Raw genomic sequence first — 14,704 nt, 5'->3', positions numbered from 1 at the left:
GGGCACAGGATGCGCATCGGAATCGTGGTCGACTCTGCGTGCGATCTGCCGCAGGATTTCATTGAACAACACAACATCGTGCTGCTGCCGATCACCGTCCGGATTGGCGAGGCCGTGCTGGCCGACCATCGCGACGAACAGGCCACACTGAGTTTTCTGCATGCCCATGTGGCCGAGCATGGCGCCGAGGCGGAGACCATCCCCTTCAGCGTCAACCAGATCCGGGACCTGTTCCTGGGCAAGCTGGTGATCGACTACGACCATGTGTTCTGCATGACGATCACCAAGACCCGCAGCCCGATCCACGACAACGCGATGCAGGCCAGCTTCGCGATCCTCAACGATTACAAGCCGGTGCGGCAGGCGGCGGGGTTCAACTCGCCGTTCGCACTGCGCGTGCTCGATACCCAGAACCTGTTCGCTGCCCAGGGCGTGACCGCAGTGGAGGCGGTGCGCCTGCGCGAGAGTGGTGCCAGCGTGCAGCAGATCCGCGAGCGGCTGGAGCTGCTGGCGCACAACGTGCACGGCTATATGATCACCCGCGATCTGTACTACATGCGCGCCCGTGCGCGGCACAAGGGTGACCGCAGTGTGGGCCTGATCAGTGCGGCATTGGGCAGTGCACTGGACATCAAGCCGGTGCTGCATGGCTACCGCGGCGAGACCGGACCGGTGGCGAAGATCAAGGGCTTCGACAACGCGGTGCAGAAGCTGTTCGATTTCGTCGGCCAGCGTGTCAAGGGAGGCCTGATGACGCCAACCGTGTGCATCAGCTACGGCGGCGAGCTGGCCGACCTGCAGGCCCTGCCCGGTTACGCAGCGCTTCGCGAGACCTGCCAGGCGCATGGCGTGGATGTGTTCGAGGCGGTGATGAGCCTGACCGGCATGGTCAATGTGGGCAAGGGCGCGGTGACGATCGGGTTTGCCGACGAGCCGCATACCTTCAGCGGCTGACCCCGTTCTGCACGCAGATTCCACCGCGTCTCTGCCAGCCTTGCCACATTCAAAGGAGGTAACCATGCCAAGTTATGACATCAGCCTGCCGGACCCGGCCAAGGCACGCGGCAACGATCCGGATCTGTCCTTCCACGCCCAGGGCGCGACGGGCCTGGCCGAGGAACTTCAGAACGCCCTGCGCACCACGGTGCTGTTCGACCGTTGGCGCGCCAAGCAGGACGACCCGGATGCCGTTGACCCGCAGTGGGGCGCGACCGATCCGTCCGCCACCGTCACCGGCGCGCAGGACGATCTGCGCATCAATCTGGTCGCCACCACCAGCATCGACAGCGATGTGTTCAAGCAGCGCCTGCGCATGCTGGCCGGCAGTCACTGGGAACTGCGCAACGTGCGTTGAGCCATGTTGCCCGCCCCGCTGGCAGCCGACGCGCTGCCAGTGAGGGCTACGCCGGCACCTTCGTCGTGCCACCCGCCGCCCAGCGCGCGGTACAGATCCACTCGCGCGATCGCAGCCGCCGCCTGGCTGCCTGCCAGTGCCGCCTGGTTGTCCAGCGCGATGCGCTGGGTGGTCAGCACGTCGAGCATGTCGATCACACCGGCCTGGTACTGACGACGCGCCGCCGCCAACGCACGCTCACTTTCCTCCACCGCCACCTGCAGCGCCTGCCCGCGTTGCTGCTCGGCGCTGTAGCCGTCGATCGCATCGTCCACATCGTGCCAGGCCTGCAGCACCGTCTTCTGGAACTGCAGCGCAGCTTGGCGCTCCTGCAGCCGGCTCAGAGCGAGGTTCGCTTTCAACCTGCCGCCCTGGAAGATCGGCAGACTGATCGCCGGACCGATGCTGAAACGATGGGCGTTCCAGCCGTCGAGGTCGTCGAGCTGTTTGGCCTGGAAGCCGGCATCGCCATTGAGGGTGATGCGCGGCAGGAAGTTGGCCTTGGCCACACCGATGCCAGCCGTCGCCGCATGCAGGGCCGCTTCGGCGCGGCGGATGTCCGGGCGGCGCTCGACCAGGTCGCTGGGTAGCCCGGCCGCCATGCCAGGCAACGCCGGCCAATCGCGCCGCGCGTTTTCCAGCTGTGCGTCCAGCGCCTGCGGGGAGCGCGCCAGCAACAGGGCCAGCGCATTGCGCAGGTGCGATTGCCGATGCTGCAACGGCGCCACGCGCGCCTCCAGCGCTGCCACCTGAGCGGCCGCACTGGCGACCTGCAAGGTGGTCGCCACGCCCTGCTGCTGGCGGGCCAGGGTCAGCCGCTGCACGTCACGCGCGATGTGCAGATTGTCCTCGGTGATCGCCAGCAGCTGACGCGCCGCGCGCAGCTGCAGATAGGTACCGGCGGTTTCGGCCATCACCGCGGTCTGCACCGCGTGCCAGTCTTCGTTGGCGATCTGCACGCGGGCATCGGCTATCTCCACTTGGCGGCGCACACGGCCCCAGAGATCCAGCTCCCAGCTCAGGCCGATACCGGCCTGGAACAGACCGTAGTCCTCGCGCCCGGCGTGGCCGGACGGATCGTTCAGGCCGACCTCGCTGTTGCGCGCGCGGGTGGCGCCAACCGTCGCGCCGACGGCCGGTGCGCGGTCGGCGGCACTGATTCCGCGCAGCGCGCGGCTCTGCGCGACGCGGGTGGCGGCCAGCTGCACATCCAGATTGGCCTGCATGGCCTGGCTCGCCAGTGCCGCCAGCAGCGGATCCTCGAAGCCGTTCCACCATGCCACGTCATCAGCGAAGGCGGCCGAGGTGATCACGCGGCCCTCCCACTGCGCCGGCAGGCTCGCCTCGGGCCGCACGAAATCCGGGCCGAGGGTGCAGGCGGCCAGTGCGGTGCACAGCGCGCTGCCCGCCATCAGGCGCAACGTCTGCCGGATCATCATGCGCCCTCTCCCGGCAGCCCACGCGCGCCGCTGTCCAGATCCACGCGCGCCTCCACCGACATGCCCGCACGCAGCTTGCCCGCCAGTGGCTGGCCTTCGTCGAGCACGATCTTGACCGGAATCCGCTGGACCACCTTGGTGAAGTTGCCCGTGGCGTTCTCCGGCGCGATCGCAGCGAAGGTCACGCCGGTGGCCGGGGCGATGCTGTCGATCCGGCCGTGCAGCGGCTGGCCGGGGAACACATCGACCTGCACATCCACGCGCTGTCCCGCGTGCATCCGGGTCATCTGCGTTTCCTGGAAGTTGGCGACGACGAACGCCTGCTGCAGCGGCACCACCGCGAGCACGGGCGTGCCCGGCGTGAGGTAAGCGCCCACGCGTACCGCGCGGCGCCCGACCATGCCATCGATCGGCGCGCGCAGCTCAGTGTGCGACAGATCCAGTTCGGCACGGGCCTGTGCGGCTTCGGCCCGCTGAACGGCGGCCTGCGCGGACTGCACACTGGCGGTCAGCAGCGCGGTGCGTTGCCGCGCATTGAGTACGGCGGCGGTGCCCTGCTGCAGATGCGCACTGGCCACCGACTGGCGCGACTGCGCCTGCTGGGCGTTCTGCACGGTGCCTGCGCCATCACTGGCCAACGCCTGGTAGCGCCGCTGATCGGCCTGGGCAAGGCTGAGCTCGGCGCGGCTGACGTTCACGCTCGCCTGGGCCTGATCGATCACCGAGCCCTGCTGCGCCAGCGCGGCCTGTGCATTGGCCAGTTGCGCCTGGGCATTGGCGAGGTCGGCACGCGCGGCCGCCAGAGCGACCTGGTAATCGCGGTCATCAATGCGCGCGAGCACATCGCCGGCCTTGACCGTCTGGTTGTCCTGCACGCGCACCTCGCTGACGAAGCCGGCGATCTTCGGTGCGACCACGGTGAAGTCCGCGGTGACGTAGGCATTGTTGGTGGATTGATGGCGGCCGTCGCGCAGCAGCCACCAGGCACCGCCGGCGAGCAGCAGCAGGCCGGCAGCGATGACGAAGGGAACGGAATTGCGATGCAGGGACACGGGGAGTTCCTTGAATTCAAGCCACGGCACGTGGCGGATAGATGCGTGTAGGCAGCCACGGAATCAGCGCGATCAGCGCCACCGCCACCCACGCGACGAGGAGATAGAGGTCGGCCGAGGTCAGCGCGACCACCTGCGCATGCAGGCGTGCGCCCAGCCCTGGCGCAGCGGTGGCATCAAGCCAGGTCGCGTTGCCGAGCCGATCGACCAGCACGGTCGAATGCAGGTGGCTGCGCGCGGTGGTGACTGCTTCCAGCACGCCACCGGCGAGGACCGCGGCAAAGCCCTTGACCGTGTTGAACCAGGCCGAGGCGAATGGACCATCGGTGGGCGCCAGCGTCGCGGTGGCCAGCAGCAGCAACGGCAGCACCGCCATCGGCTGGGCGATGATCTGGATCACCTGCAGCCACAGGAAATTGTCGCGATGCCACTCGGTGGTCAGCTGTGCACCCAGGCCGCAGGCCAGGGCCAGCAGGGCCAGGCCGATGGCCTGCACCCAGCGGCTGTCCACCCGGCGCTGATTGAGCAGGGTCGCCACCAGCGGCAATGCGATCAGCTGCGGCAGCGCGACCCACAGCAGCATCGGCGCGGTCTGCAGCGGTCGGTAGCCCTGCACTTTGGCGAGGAAGCTGGACGGAATCATGATCACCGCCAGCAGCACGAACAGCACGCCGCCCAGCGTGATCAGCGCGTAGGTCAGATTGCGGTTGGCCAGCAACTGCAGCTTGAAGAACGGCAGCGGGTGCGACCATTCGTTGTAGAGGAACAACCCCAGCAGCCCGGTGCCGCCGCCGAGCAGCAGACAGATCAGTGGCGAGGCGAACCAGTCCAGCCGGGGTCCCTGCACCAGCCCGATCACCAGCATCACCAGCGCTGGAAACCCCAGAGCCAAGCCGACGCCGTTGAACTGCGCGAACCGTTCCAGCCGCAGTGGATCCTGTGGCAGCCCCCAGGCCACCATGCCGATGGCGGCCAGGCACCACGGCACGATCTGCCAGAACGCCCACTGCCAGCCCACGAACTCCACCCACAGGGCCGCCATCGGGGTGCCCAGGCTCGGCCCGAAGGTCGCGGTCAGTGCGTAGCCGGCCAGGCCGTACAACTTGATGCCCGGCGGCAGGAAGCGCAGTGCCACGCTCATCAGCAGCGGCGGCAGCGCACCACCGGCCAGCCCCTGCAGCGCACGCAGGATCAGGAACGAGGACAGGTCCGGCGCGAACGGACACAGCACGCCCAGCACCATGAAGGCACCGATCATCACCATCGCAAAGCGGCGCAGGGAGAAGGTCACCGCACACCACGGCGCGAACGCCATCGCACTGACCGACATCGCCGTATACAGCGCGATGATCCAGCTGCCCTGATCGACGCTGAAGCCCATCGCGCCGCGGATGTCGGCCAGCGCTACCTTGGTGACGTTTTCGTTGATGCCGGAGATCAGCACGGCCAACAGCACGCCGCACAGGCCGACCGCCAGCCGCAGGCCGAATGCCGCCTGCGCGGCAGGTGCGGCAGGTGCGGCAGGTGCAGCGGTCGCCGCCGGCAAGGTTGCGGCGACAGCAGTCATCGGACACCGCCAGAGTGCGGGGGGTGCAGCGGGAACAACACGGACATGGGTCCACTCCACGACGGGGAGCGGCAGTCTAGGCAGCGCCGATGCTGCGAAAAATGCTGCGCCGGCCATCGCTGGCGTGCATCAGACGCACGCCTCACCGGTGACCGTGCAGGCGGCCGGGGTCGCAGTGCGTCAGGCCTGCGTGGGCTCCGCGTCGCACATCGCCTTGATGCTGCGGCGCAGCCAGCGATGCGCCAGATCGCTGTCCAAGCGGGGATGCCATGCCTGCACGACAATCGCGCTGCGGACCGGAATCGGCAGCTCGAACAGGCGCAGCGGAACGCCGAGGCGTTCCAGCCGGCCCAGCATCACGCTGGGCATCTGCGGCAGGATCAGGTCCGAATCGGCCGCGGCGAAGATCGCCGAATGGAACGTCGGCATGATCTGCGCGACCCGCCGGCTCAGGCCCAGCACCTCCAGATCCTCGTCGATCGGGCCATACCACCGGCCACGACGCGACACGGCAATGTGGTCGAAGGCCACGAAGCGCTCGGCGGTGATCTCTTCGGCGAAGATCGGGTGGGCCTCGTGCGCGGCACCGAAGAACGAGGTACTGAACAGATTCTGCACCTTGGTATCGGCACTGAGTTTGCCGGCAGCGCTGATGTGCAGATCGATCCGCCCCTGCGCCATCGCGTCGTCGTCCCCATCGCCCTCGGGGACGAAGCGCAGCACCGAACACGGCGCCTGTGCCTTGAACAGCTCACGCATGCGGCCACCGTAGGTGCCGACGAACACATCGTTGGCGCGGATGCTGAAGGTGCGCTCCAGCGTCATCATGTCGACCTCGCGGCCGGCGTTGAATACCAGATGTGCCTGCTCGATCACCCCGCGTACCTGCTCACGCAGTTGCAGCGCGCGCGGGGTCGGGGCCAGACCACGGCCGGCGCGGACCAGCACCGGATCGCCGATCGCCTCGCGGATGCGGCCCAAGGTACGGCTCATCGCCGGGGCACTGAGGTTCATCCGCCGCGCCGCGCCCACGACGCTGCCCTCCTCGATCAGGGCATCCAGGGCAATGAGCAGGTTCAGATCGGGCATGGTCACGGCAGTATCACCTTCAACGTGTGGCGGTGACTTTACTGCAATCCAAACCCCCTATTCGTGCGTTATACGCACTACTCGACTGCCGCGCACGGTATGGGTCCAGCGCAGGCAGTGGGCGACCCTAGCGGCCCCTCTCCCGAGAATGCCGATGTTCACCAAGATTCTAGTGGCCCTCGATGGCGGCCCGCAGCACGCACAGGTCCTGGCGCTGGCCGGATCGCTGGCCGGCCCTGCCTCGCGCCTGCACCTGCTGTGCGTGCTGGATCCCGCCTTCGCGCTGGCCGATGACGCACCGCGTGCCGACCATGCCGAATACCCGGCCGCCGATGATCAGGTCCACCAGGCCGAGCGTCTGCTGGCCACCGCGCTGGGCAGCCTGCGCGAGCGCGGCATCGATGGCCTCGGGCATCACCCGGCCGGCGAACCGGCCGAGGTGATCTGCGACTACGCCCGCCAGCACGGCTGCGACCTGATCGTCATCGGCCACCGCCACCTCTCGCGGATGGAGCGCCTGCTGGACCGCTCGGTCGGGCAATGGACGGTGGACCATGCGCCCTGCCCGGTGCTGGTTGAAGTGCGCGGCGGCGATGCCTGAGCGAACGCCGGCGTGCCGTCAACCATCGGCCGCGGCCGTGCCTTGGCCCGGCGTCGGGCGGTGATCGCGCTCAGCGCGGCTCGCCGCCCGCGTCCACGCGATTACGCCCGCCCCGCGTGGCGGCGTACAGCGCGGCATCCGCCGCCGCCAGCAGCTCGGCAGGATCAGCTTGCAACACCTTCGGCACGGTCGCGACGCCGATGCTGATCGTCACCGCTCGTCCCGGCTCAGCCGATGGCAACTGCAGCTGCTCCACCGCATGGCGCATGCGCTCGGCAAGTGCACGGGCGCCTGCCAGCGGCGTGGATGCAACCACCACGGCGAATTCCTCACCGCCATACCGGGCAACCAGATCCGTGCTGCGCACCGCGCACCCCGCCAACGTTGCAGCGACCAGGCGCAGGCATTGATCGCCGGCCGGGTGCCCGAAGCGGTCGTTGAACGCCTTGAAGCAGTCGATATCGACCATCAGCAACGCGATCCCCTGCCCGCTTCGCCGCGCCTGCTCCCACGCATCACGCAGGCTATGGTCGAACTGGCGTCGGTTGGCCACGCCGGTAAGGCTGTCGATCCGCGACAGTGCATCGAGCTGGTCCTGCCGCGCGAACGAACGCATCTGCATCAACACGCTGCGCAGGCCCGACCCAACGGTGGCCAATGCAAACCCGGCCACGGCCAGATAGGGATGCTCGCGCACCATCAATGCCGACACCACCACCAGCGACAGGGCAAGGATCAAGGGGCTCCCGGCACGCACGGCCATCACCAGCGCGCGCGGCACACGCACTTCACTGCGTCGAGAAGGCCGCAGCGCCATGATCGCCAGCAACAGGAACGGGACATCGATCAGCAGATCGACCAGGCCGCCGTAGCCGCCCTCCGTCTCGACGTAGTTGATGTACGCGGCAACGCCCAGGTACACCCAGGCGAACACGCACAACGTGCGGAAGAACACGCGCCGTGAAGGATCTTCGCTCGCCCCCAGCGCAGCAGCGCAAAGACGGCGATGAAAATGTTCTCCACATCGAACATCAGCCGCAAGGGTGCGATCCCGTCCTCGCCCGCATCGCTGAGCGTGGCGAACGAGAAGGTATAGAGGAAGAACAGGTAGCCCAGCAGCAGCGCGAGCAGCGCATCGATCAGACTGAGATACCACGGCTCCTGCCGGGGATGGGCCATCGCAAATGTGAGCGGCACGCCGTACAGCACGTACAACAGCATGCCAAGCCCCGGCGTCGCATCGGCATTGCCGCGGCCGACCTACTGATACATGTTCAGCGCCATGCCGGCCGCCCACAGCCCCGTGCCCAGCGCCATCGCGACCCAGCCGACGATCGACGCGCTGCGGCGGCCCCGCCACACACAGGCCAGCCCGGCCAGCAGGGGCGCTCCGATCAGGAACACATAGGACACCGGCAGCGCATGCGCGGGCATCAGCACCAGCGCGATGCCATGGCACAGCAGGTACAGCAGCGACAGCCAGACCACCATGCGGCTTCCTACCCCGATGCGGCGTTGTGTCCAACATACAAGGTTACTGCGCGGCGCGGGATCAAGTCATCCCGCGTTGACGTCGCCACGGCACGCCACCCTGCCGGCCGGCCCCAAACGGGTAGTCGAACGCTATGCCTCAGGCGTACAACGCCTTGGCGTGGTGCGCGATGTGCTCGCCGATGAAGCTGCTGATGAAGTAGTAGCTGTGGTCGTAGCCGGGCTGCAGGCGCAGCGTCAGCGGATGACCGGCCGCGGTGCAGGCCGCCTGCAGCCACTGCGGCTGCAGTTGGGTGTCGAGGAACTCATCGCCACCGCCCTGATCGACCAGCAACGGCAGGCGCTCGGTGGCGCTGGTCACCAGCTCGCTGGCGTCCCACGCCGCCCAGCTGGCGCGGTCCTCGCCCAGATACGCGGTGAACGCCTTCTGGCCCCACGGCACGCGGGTCGGCGCGACGATCGGCGAGAACGCCGAGACGCTTTTGTAGCGACCGGGATTCTTCAATGCGATCACCAGCGCGCCATGGCCGCCCATCGAGTGGCCACTGATGCTGCGGGCGCCCGTCGTCTGGAAATGTGCCTCGATCAAGGCAGGCAGCTCGTCCACCACATAGTCGTACATGCGGTAGTGCGCCGCCCACGGCTGCTCGCTGGCGTTCAAATAGAAACCAGCACCCTTGCCCAGGTCGTAGCCTTCCGCATCGGCGACATCATCGCCGCGCGGGCTGGTGTCCGGCGCGACCAGGATCACGCCATGCTCGGCCGCATAACGCTGCGCGCCGGCCTTGGTGATGAAGTTCTGCTCGTTGCAGGTCAGCCCGCTGAGCCAGTACAGCACCGGCAGCTTCTGCGTGGCGGCCTGCGGCGGCAGATAGACGGCGACGTTCATGTCGCAGCCCAGCACCTGCGAGGTGTGGCGATACACGTCCTGCCAACCGCCGGACGCGGCGCGATGTTCGATGCGTTCCATGATGGTTCTCCGTAGGGGCGGCGCGGACCACGCGACGCCCGCAGTGGCTCAGAAATGTACGACCGAGCGGATCGACTTGCCTTCGTGCATCAGATCGAACGCCTCGTTGATCTCGTCCAGGCCCATCGTATGGGTCACGAACGGGGCCAGTTCGATGTCGCCCTTCATCGCATCCTCGACCATGCCCGGCAGCTGGCTGCGGCCCTTGACGCCACCGAAGGCGGTGCCCTTCCACGAGCGGCCGGTGACCAGCTGGAACGGACGGGTCGAGATTTCCTGACCCGAGCCGGCCACACCGATCACCACGGACTGGCCCCAGCCACGGTGCGCGCATTCCAGCGCCGCACGCATCACGTTGACGTTGCCGATGCACTCGAAGGTATGGTCCACGCCCCAGGTGGTCATCTCCACGATGACCTGCTGGATCGGCTTGTCATGGTCCTTCGGGTTGACGCAGTCGGTCGCGCCGAACTGCTTGGCCAGCTCGAACTTGGACGGGTTGGTATCGATCGCGAAGATACGGCCGGCCTTGGCCTGACGCGCGCCCTGGATCACCGCCAGGCCGATGCCGCCCAGCCCGAACACCGCCACCGAATCGCCTTCCTGCACCTTGGCGGTGTTGTGCACCGCGCCGATGCCGGTGGTCACGCCACAGCCGAGCAGGCACACGTGTTCCGGATTGGCGTCCGGATTGATCTTGGCCAGCGAGACTTCGGCCACCACGGTGTACTCGCTGAAGGTCGAGCAGCCCATGTAGTGATAGATCGGCTCGCCGTTGTAGCTGAAGCGGGTGGTGCCATCGGGCATCACACCCTTGCCCTGCGTGGCACGCACGGCCACGCACAGGTTGGTCTTGCCACTCTTGCAGAACAGGCACTCGCCGCACTCAGCGGTGTACAGCGGGATCACGTGGTCACCCGGCTTGACGCTGGTGACGCCCTCACCCACTTCGACCACGATGCCCGCGCCTTCATGGCCGAGTACGGCCGGGAACAGGCCCTCCGGATCATCGCCGGACAGGGTGAACGCATCGGTGTGGCAGACGCCGGTGTGGGTGATCTTGACCAGCACTTCACCCTTCTGCGGCGGGGCGACGTCGATCTCGACGATCTTGAGCGGTTCGCCAGCGGCGAAGGCAACAGCGGCACGGGATTTCATGGGGAGCACTCCAAGGCAGGGAACAGAATGTGGCAGCACGCGGTTGTCCGCGCACTCATTTGAGGTAGGACCGGATCAGCATGCTCATCTCGCGCACGCGTTCGTCGCGCTGCGCATCGGATTGGGCCGGCTGCCCGAACTCTTCGCGCAGATGCGCTTCCATCACTTCGGACATCAGCCCGTTGACGGCACCGCGGATCGCGGCGATCTGCTGCAGCACCGGTCCGCACTCGGCCCCGGCTTCCAGCGCGCGGTCCAGCGCATCGCACTGACCACGGATCCGACGGACCCGGGCGAGAACACGCTTTTTTTCCTGCGGTGAATGGGGCATGGGGGCAAGACCAGTTAACTATACTGGGGGTGAGTATAAAGCATCCGTGAAACCGCCCCTGTCGTGCCACTACCCTCGCAGCAGATCAATGAACGCCCGCAGCGCCGACGACATCTGCCGCTGTCGCGGGTAGTACACCGCAAAGCCCGCGAACGGCTCGCTCCAGTCTTCCAGCACCGCCACCAGCCGGCCGTCATCCAGATACGGGCGCGCGGAATCTTCCAGCACATAGGCCAACCCCAACCCGTCGACCACCGCCTGCAGGATCGTGTTCTGATCACCCAGCGTGAGCCGCCCGGGCACGTCGATTTCCAGCGCTTGACCATCGCGTTCGAACTGCCACTTGTACAGATGGCCGCTGGCGAAGCGGAACCGCACACACTCATGGTGATGCAGATCACGGGGGTGCCGCGGTATCTCGCGCCCTGCCAGATACGCCGGCGCGCCCACGATCAAACCACGCAGCGCCGGCCCCAGTGGAACGGCCACCATGTCTTCCGGCACCGATTCGTGCAGCCGCACACCGGCGTCGTAACCGCCGGCGACGATATCGACCAGACCGTCATCCTGGGCGAGCTCCAGACGCACATCCGGATGCGCGAGCAGGAACTTCGCCAGCCGTGGGCCCAACTGGGTCTGCACGGCGGCGCGGGTCGCGTTGATGCGCAACAAGCCAGCCGGTGCCGCACGGAAGTGATTCATTTCTTCCAATGCGTCATGCACCTGCCCGAGCGCGGGTTGCAGACGCTCCAGCAGGCGCTGGCCGGCCTCAGTGAGGGCCACGCTGCGGGTGGTGCGGTGGAACAGGCCCACGCCCAGGCGCTCTTCCAGCGCGCGGATCGCATAGCTGACTGCCGAGGTGGACAGCGCAAGCTCAGCACCGGCCTTGCGGAAGCTGCGATGGCGGGCCACCGCGGCGAAGGCAGCCAGATGGGTCAGGTTGTCAGTGGCCATGATTATCCCGTTTCACTTGATGAATCATGCCGATATCCTGACTTTTTGTGCACGGGATCGGGGCGTATTGTAAAGCGCCTTTCTACAAACCTGCCAAGGATCCCCCATGTCCCTCGCCCACGGTTATGCGGTGCACGACCAGACCGCTCCATTGGTGCCGTTCTCCTTTGAACGTCGCCCGGCCGGCCCCGATGACGTCCGTATCGAGATTCTCTTCAGTGGCATCTGCCACTCCGATCTGCACCAGGCCCGCGACGACTGGGGCGGTGCCCAGTTCCCGATGGTGCCCGGCCACGAGATCATCGGCCGCGTGACCGAGGTCGGCGCCAATGTCACCCGCTTCAAGGTCGGCGACTTCGCCGGCGTCGGCTGCATGGTCGATTCGTGCCGCCACTGCGCCGCCTGCGATGAAGATCTCGAGCAATACTGCGAGAAGGGTGCCACCTACACCTACAACAGCACCGAGCGTGACAGCGGCCAGCCGACCTTCGGCGGCTACTCCGACCACATCGTGGTCGAGCAGCGCTTCGTGGTGAAGGTGTCCGAGACGCTCGATCTCAAGGCCGCCGCGCCGCTGCTGTGCGCCGGCATCACCACCTATTCGCCGCTGCGCCACTGGAAGGTCGGCCCCGGCCAGAAAGTCGGTGTGATCGGTCTGGGTGGCCTGGGCCACATGGGCGTGAAGTTCGCCAAGGCGATGGGCGCCACCGTGGTGATGATCACCACCACCCCGGAAAAGGGTGCCGACGCCAAGCGCCTGGGCGCCGATGAAGTGCTGGTCTCGCGCGATCCGGCGCAGATGAAGGCCCACGCGGGCAGCTTCGACTTCCTGCTCAACACCATCCCGGTCGGTCACGACACCAACCCGTACATGGCGTTGCTCAAGCGCGATGCGACCATGTGCCTGGTCGGCGTGTTGACCGAGCTGGATCCGCCGCCGACCGGCGTCAGCGTGATCTTCGGCCGCAAGCACATCACCGGTTCGGCGATCGGCGGCATGGCTGAGACGCAGGAAATGATGGACTTCTGTGCCGAGCACAACATCGTCAGCGACGTCGAAGTGATCGACATCAAGACCGTCAACGAGGCTTGGGAGCGCATGGCGAAGAATGACGTGCGCTACCGCTTCGTGATCGACATGGCCACGCTTGAGAAGGCGGCCTGATTCGACCGCGTCTGCAACAAAAAAACCCCGGCGATGCCGGGGTTTTTCGTGTCGATCAATGCGCGATCAGTACGCGAATTGCTTGAACACCGGATCGATGTTGCCGCCCCACTCCCCATGGAACAGCGCCAGCTTGCGATCGGCCGGGGTCAATCCGGAATCGACGATCTCCTGCAACACCTCCAGGAACTTGCTTTCGTCCTGACCGTCGGCATTGCGCGCGGCGCGGCGCTTGAGCCCGGCTACCGCGATCTTCAACGCTTCGCGCGACAGGTCCAGCACGGTGCCGTTGCGGAAGGGCAGCTTCAAGCCATGCTTCGGCACACCATCGCGCAGGACGTTGCGCTCGACCAGGCTGAAATCACGCACCAGGTCCCACGCCGCATCCAGCGCGGCATCGTCATACAGCAGGCCCACCCAGAACGCGGGCAGCGCGCACAGGCGGCTCCACGGGCCGGCATCGGCACCGCGCATTTCCAGGTACTTCTTCAGCCGCACTTCCGGGAAGGCGGTGGTCATGTGGTCGGACCAGTCGCGCAGCGTGGGCAGCTGGCCCGGCAGCACCGGCAGCTTGCCGACCATGAAATCGCGGAAGCTCTGGCCGCTGGCATCGTGGTACTTGCCATCGCGGTAGGAGAAGTACATCGGCACATCCAGCAGGTAATCGACGTATCGCTCATAGCCGAAGCCGTCTTCGAACACGAAGTCGAGCATGCCGGTGCGGTCGTTGTCGGTGTCGGTCCAGATGTGCGAGCGGTAGCTCTGGTAGCCGTTCGGCGCGCCTTCGGTGAACGGCGAATCGGCGAACAGCGCAGTAGCGATCGGCTGCAGCGCCAGCGACACGCGGAACTTCTTCACCATGTCCGCTTCGGTGGCGTAATCCAGATTGACCTGCACCGTGCAGGTGCGGGTCATCATGTCCAGGCCGAGCGTGCCGACCTTGGGCATGTACTCGCGCATGATCTTGTAGCGGCCCTTGGGCATCCACGGCATTTCATCGCGGGCCCACTTCGGCTGGAAGCCCATGCCGAGGAAGCCCAGCTGCAGTTCGCCGGCGACCTGCGCCACTTCGTTGAGGTGGGTGCCGGTTTCCACGCAGGTCTGGTGGATGGTATCCACCGCTGCGCCGGACAACTCCAGCTGGCCGGCCGGTTCCAGCGTCACCGAGGCGTTGTCGCGCAGCAGCGCGATGGTGTGGCCGCCCTCTTCCACGGGATCCCAGCCAAAGCGGGTCAGGCCTTTGAGCAGTGCTTCGATGCCGCGGTCACCGTCGAAGGTGGGCGGGCGCAGGTCATCCAGGCGGAAGCCGAACTTCTCGTGCTCGGTGCCGATGCGCCACTGCGCCTGGGGCTTTTCGCCGGAGGCCAACGTGGCGACCAGTTCATTACGGTCGGTGATCGGCGTCTCGGCGACGTGGCTGGGGCTCGACAAGGGGAGGCTCGCAGAATTCTGGTCAGGGCGGGGATATGGGGTTCACGCCCCCGCATCGCAAGG

At 66.8% G+C, this 14,704-nt stretch carries 16 protein-coding genes; 4 read left to right on the top strand and 12 right to left on the bottom strand.

Translation table 11 applies throughout. The features are described from left to right. The first annotated feature begins 9 nt into the window (after positions 1-9). The gene (locus AC13F7_RS02690; protein WP_482999159.1) at positions 10-954 is read left to right on the top strand and encodes a DegV family protein; all 945 of its coding nucleotides are present in this window, start codon (positions 10-12) and stop codon (positions 952-954) included. A 64-nt stretch (positions 955-1,018) separates the two neighbouring features. Then, entirely contained in the window at positions 1,019-1,354 is a 336-nt protein-coding gene (locus tag AC13F7_RS02685; protein ID WP_482999158.1) for a hypothetical protein, read from the top strand. Here AC13F7_RS02685 and AC13F7_RS02680 read toward each other — a convergent pair. The 4 genes from AC13F7_RS02680 to AC13F7_RS02665 all read right to left on the bottom strand — a co-directional run bounded on the left by AC13F7_RS02680 (position 1,327) and on the right by AC13F7_RS02665 (position 6,546). After that, on the bottom strand, positions 1,327-2,832 hold the full coding sequence (locus AC13F7_RS02680; RefSeq protein ID WP_482999157.1) for an efflux transporter outer membrane subunit: 1,506 nt from the start codon (positions 2,830-2,832) through the stop codon (positions 1,327-1,329). The genes AC13F7_RS02685 and AC13F7_RS02680 overlap by 28 nt on opposite strands. Beyond that, positions 2,829-3,884 carry an HlyD family secretion protein gene (locus AC13F7_RS02675; protein WP_482999156.1) on the bottom strand — a complete coding sequence of 352 codons (1,056 nt, stop codon included), beginning with the start codon at positions 3,882-3,884 and terminating at the stop codon, positions 2,829-2,831. Before AC13F7_RS02675 ends, AC13F7_RS02680 begins: the two co-directional genes overlap by 4 nt. Before the next feature lie 16 nt (positions 3,885-3,900). After that, positions 3,901-5,451 carry an MFS transporter gene (locus AC13F7_RS02670; protein WP_482999155.1) on the bottom strand — a complete coding sequence of 517 codons (1,551 nt, stop codon included), beginning with the start codon at positions 5,449-5,451 and terminating at the stop codon, positions 3,901-3,903. A gap of 180 nt (positions 5,452-5,631) precedes the next feature. Continuing rightward, positions 5,632-6,546: a LysR family transcriptional regulator gene (locus AC13F7_RS02665; protein WP_482999154.1), complete on the bottom strand. Its 915-nt coding sequence runs from the start codon at positions 6,544-6,546 to the stop codon at positions 5,632-5,634. A 148-nt stretch (positions 6,547-6,694) separates the two neighbouring features. Here AC13F7_RS02665 and AC13F7_RS02660 point away from each other — a divergent pair, with 148 nt between their 5' ends. Beyond that, a complete protein-coding gene (locus tag AC13F7_RS02660; RefSeq protein WP_482999153.1) occupies positions 6,695-7,141 on the top strand; it encodes a universal stress protein in 447 nt (148 codons plus the stop codon). Positions 7,142-7,211: 70 nt separating this feature from the next. Here AC13F7_RS02660 and AC13F7_RS02655 read toward each other — a convergent pair whose 3' ends face one another. The 7 genes from AC13F7_RS02655 to AC13F7_RS02625 all read right to left on the bottom strand — a co-directional run bounded on the left by AC13F7_RS02655 (position 7,212) and on the right by AC13F7_RS02625 (position 12,045). Continuing rightward, positions 7,212-8,075 (bottom strand): diguanylate cyclase, encoded by an 864-nt coding sequence (locus tag AC13F7_RS02655; protein ID WP_482999152.1) that lies wholly within the window; start codon positions 8,073-8,075, stop codon positions 7,212-7,214. Beyond that, positions 7,988-8,362, bottom strand: coding sequence for a hypothetical protein (locus tag AC13F7_RS02650; protein ID WP_482999151.1), 375 nt, complete (start codon positions 8,360-8,362; stop codon positions 7,988-7,990). Before AC13F7_RS02650 ends, AC13F7_RS02655 begins: the two co-directional genes overlap by 88 nt. Before the next feature lie 39 nt (positions 8,363-8,401). Then, positions 8,402-8,632 carry a hypothetical protein gene (locus AC13F7_RS02645; protein ID WP_482999150.1) on the bottom strand — a complete coding sequence of 77 codons (231 nt, stop codon included), beginning with the start codon at positions 8,630-8,632 and terminating at the stop codon, positions 8,402-8,404. A gap of 139 nt (positions 8,633-8,771) precedes the next feature. After that, positions 8,772-9,602, bottom strand: a complete 831-nt coding sequence (gene fghA, locus AC13F7_RS02640; protein ID WP_482999149.1) for an S-formylglutathione hydrolase — start codon at positions 9,600-9,602, stop codon at positions 8,772-8,774. A gap of 48 nt (positions 9,603-9,650) precedes the next feature. Next, complete coding sequence (locus AC13F7_RS02635; RefSeq protein WP_346468653.1) at positions 9,651-10,760, bottom strand: S-(hydroxymethyl)glutathione dehydrogenase/class III alcohol dehydrogenase; 1,110 nt, start codon at positions 10,758-10,760, stop codon at positions 9,651-9,653. A gap of 55 nt (positions 10,761-10,815) precedes the next feature. Continuing rightward, a complete protein-coding gene (locus tag AC13F7_RS02630; RefSeq protein ID WP_019183747.1) occupies positions 10,816-11,091 on the bottom strand; it encodes a metal/formaldehyde-sensitive transcriptional repressor in 276 nt (91 codons plus the stop codon). Between the two features lie 69 nt (positions 11,092-11,160). Next, complete coding sequence (locus AC13F7_RS02625; protein WP_259259142.1) at positions 11,161-12,045, bottom strand: LysR family transcriptional regulator; 885 nt, start codon at positions 12,043-12,045, stop codon at positions 11,161-11,163. 106 nt (positions 12,046-12,151) lie between these two features. Between AC13F7_RS02625 and AC13F7_RS02620 the strand changes: the two genes are divergently transcribed. Beyond that, the gene (locus tag AC13F7_RS02620; protein ID WP_481470791.1) at positions 12,152-13,210 is read left to right on the top strand and encodes an NAD(P)-dependent alcohol dehydrogenase; all 1,059 of its coding nucleotides are present in this window, start codon (positions 12,152-12,154) and stop codon (positions 13,208-13,210) included. A gap of 66 nt (positions 13,211-13,276) precedes the next feature. Here the strand turns inward: AC13F7_RS02620 and AC13F7_RS02615 are convergent, their stop codons facing one another. Next, positions 13,277-14,641, bottom strand: a complete 1,365-nt coding sequence (locus AC13F7_RS02615) for a glutamate--cysteine ligase (protein ID WP_482999148.1) — start codon at positions 14,639-14,641, stop codon at positions 13,277-13,279. Positions 14,642-14,704: the final 63 nt, after the last annotated feature.

Source organism: Stenotrophomonas sp. K-6 (genome assembly GCF_056861555.1).
The sequence above is the reverse complement of the archived record's forward strand: the minus strand, read 5'-3'. Positions and strand labels throughout refer to the sequence as shown.

Coding starts and splice junctions, on each gene's coding strand:
- AC13F7_RS02660 (WP_482999153.1), top strand. CDS start 6,695: ATGTTCACCAAGATTCTAGTGGCCCTCGATGGCGGCCCGCAGCACGCA.
- AC13F7_RS02680 (WP_482999157.1), bottom strand. CDS start 2,832: ATGATGATCCGGCAGACGTTGCGCCTGATGGCGGGCAGCGCGCTGTGC.
- AC13F7_RS02630 (WP_019183747.1), bottom strand. CDS start 11,091: ATGCCCCATTCACCGCAGGAAAAAAAGCGTGTTCTCGCCCGGGTCCGT.
- AC13F7_RS02625 (WP_259259142.1), bottom strand. CDS start 12,045: ATGGCCACTGACAACCTGACCCATCTGGCTGCCTTCGCCGCGGTGGCC.
- AC13F7_RS02685 (WP_482999158.1), top strand. CDS start 1,019: ATGCCAAGTTATGACATCAGCCTGCCGGACCCGGCCAAGGCACGCGGC.
- fghA (WP_482999149.1), bottom strand. CDS start 9,602: ATGGAACGCATCGAACATCGCGCCGCGTCCGGCGGTTGGCAGGACGTG.
- AC13F7_RS02670 (WP_482999155.1), bottom strand. CDS start 5,451: ATGACTGCTGTCGCCGCAACCTTGCCGGCGGCGACCGCTGCACCTGCC.
- AC13F7_RS02620 (WP_481470791.1), top strand. CDS start 12,152: ATGTCCCTCGCCCACGGTTATGCGGTGCACGACCAGACCGCTCCATTG.
- AC13F7_RS02635 (WP_346468653.1), bottom strand. CDS start 10,760: ATGAAATCCCGTGCCGCTGTTGCCTTCGCCGCTGGCGAACCGCTCAAG.
- AC13F7_RS02690 (WP_482999159.1), top strand. CDS start 10: ATGCGCATCGGAATCGTGGTCGACTCTGCGTGCGATCTGCCGCAGGAT.
- AC13F7_RS02645 (WP_482999150.1), bottom strand. CDS start 8,632: ATGGTGGTCTGGCTGTCGCTGCTGTACCTGCTGTGCCATGGCATCGCG.
- AC13F7_RS02650 (WP_482999151.1), bottom strand. CDS start 8,362: ATGCTGTTGTACGTGCTGTACGGCGTGCCGCTCACATTTGCGATGGCC.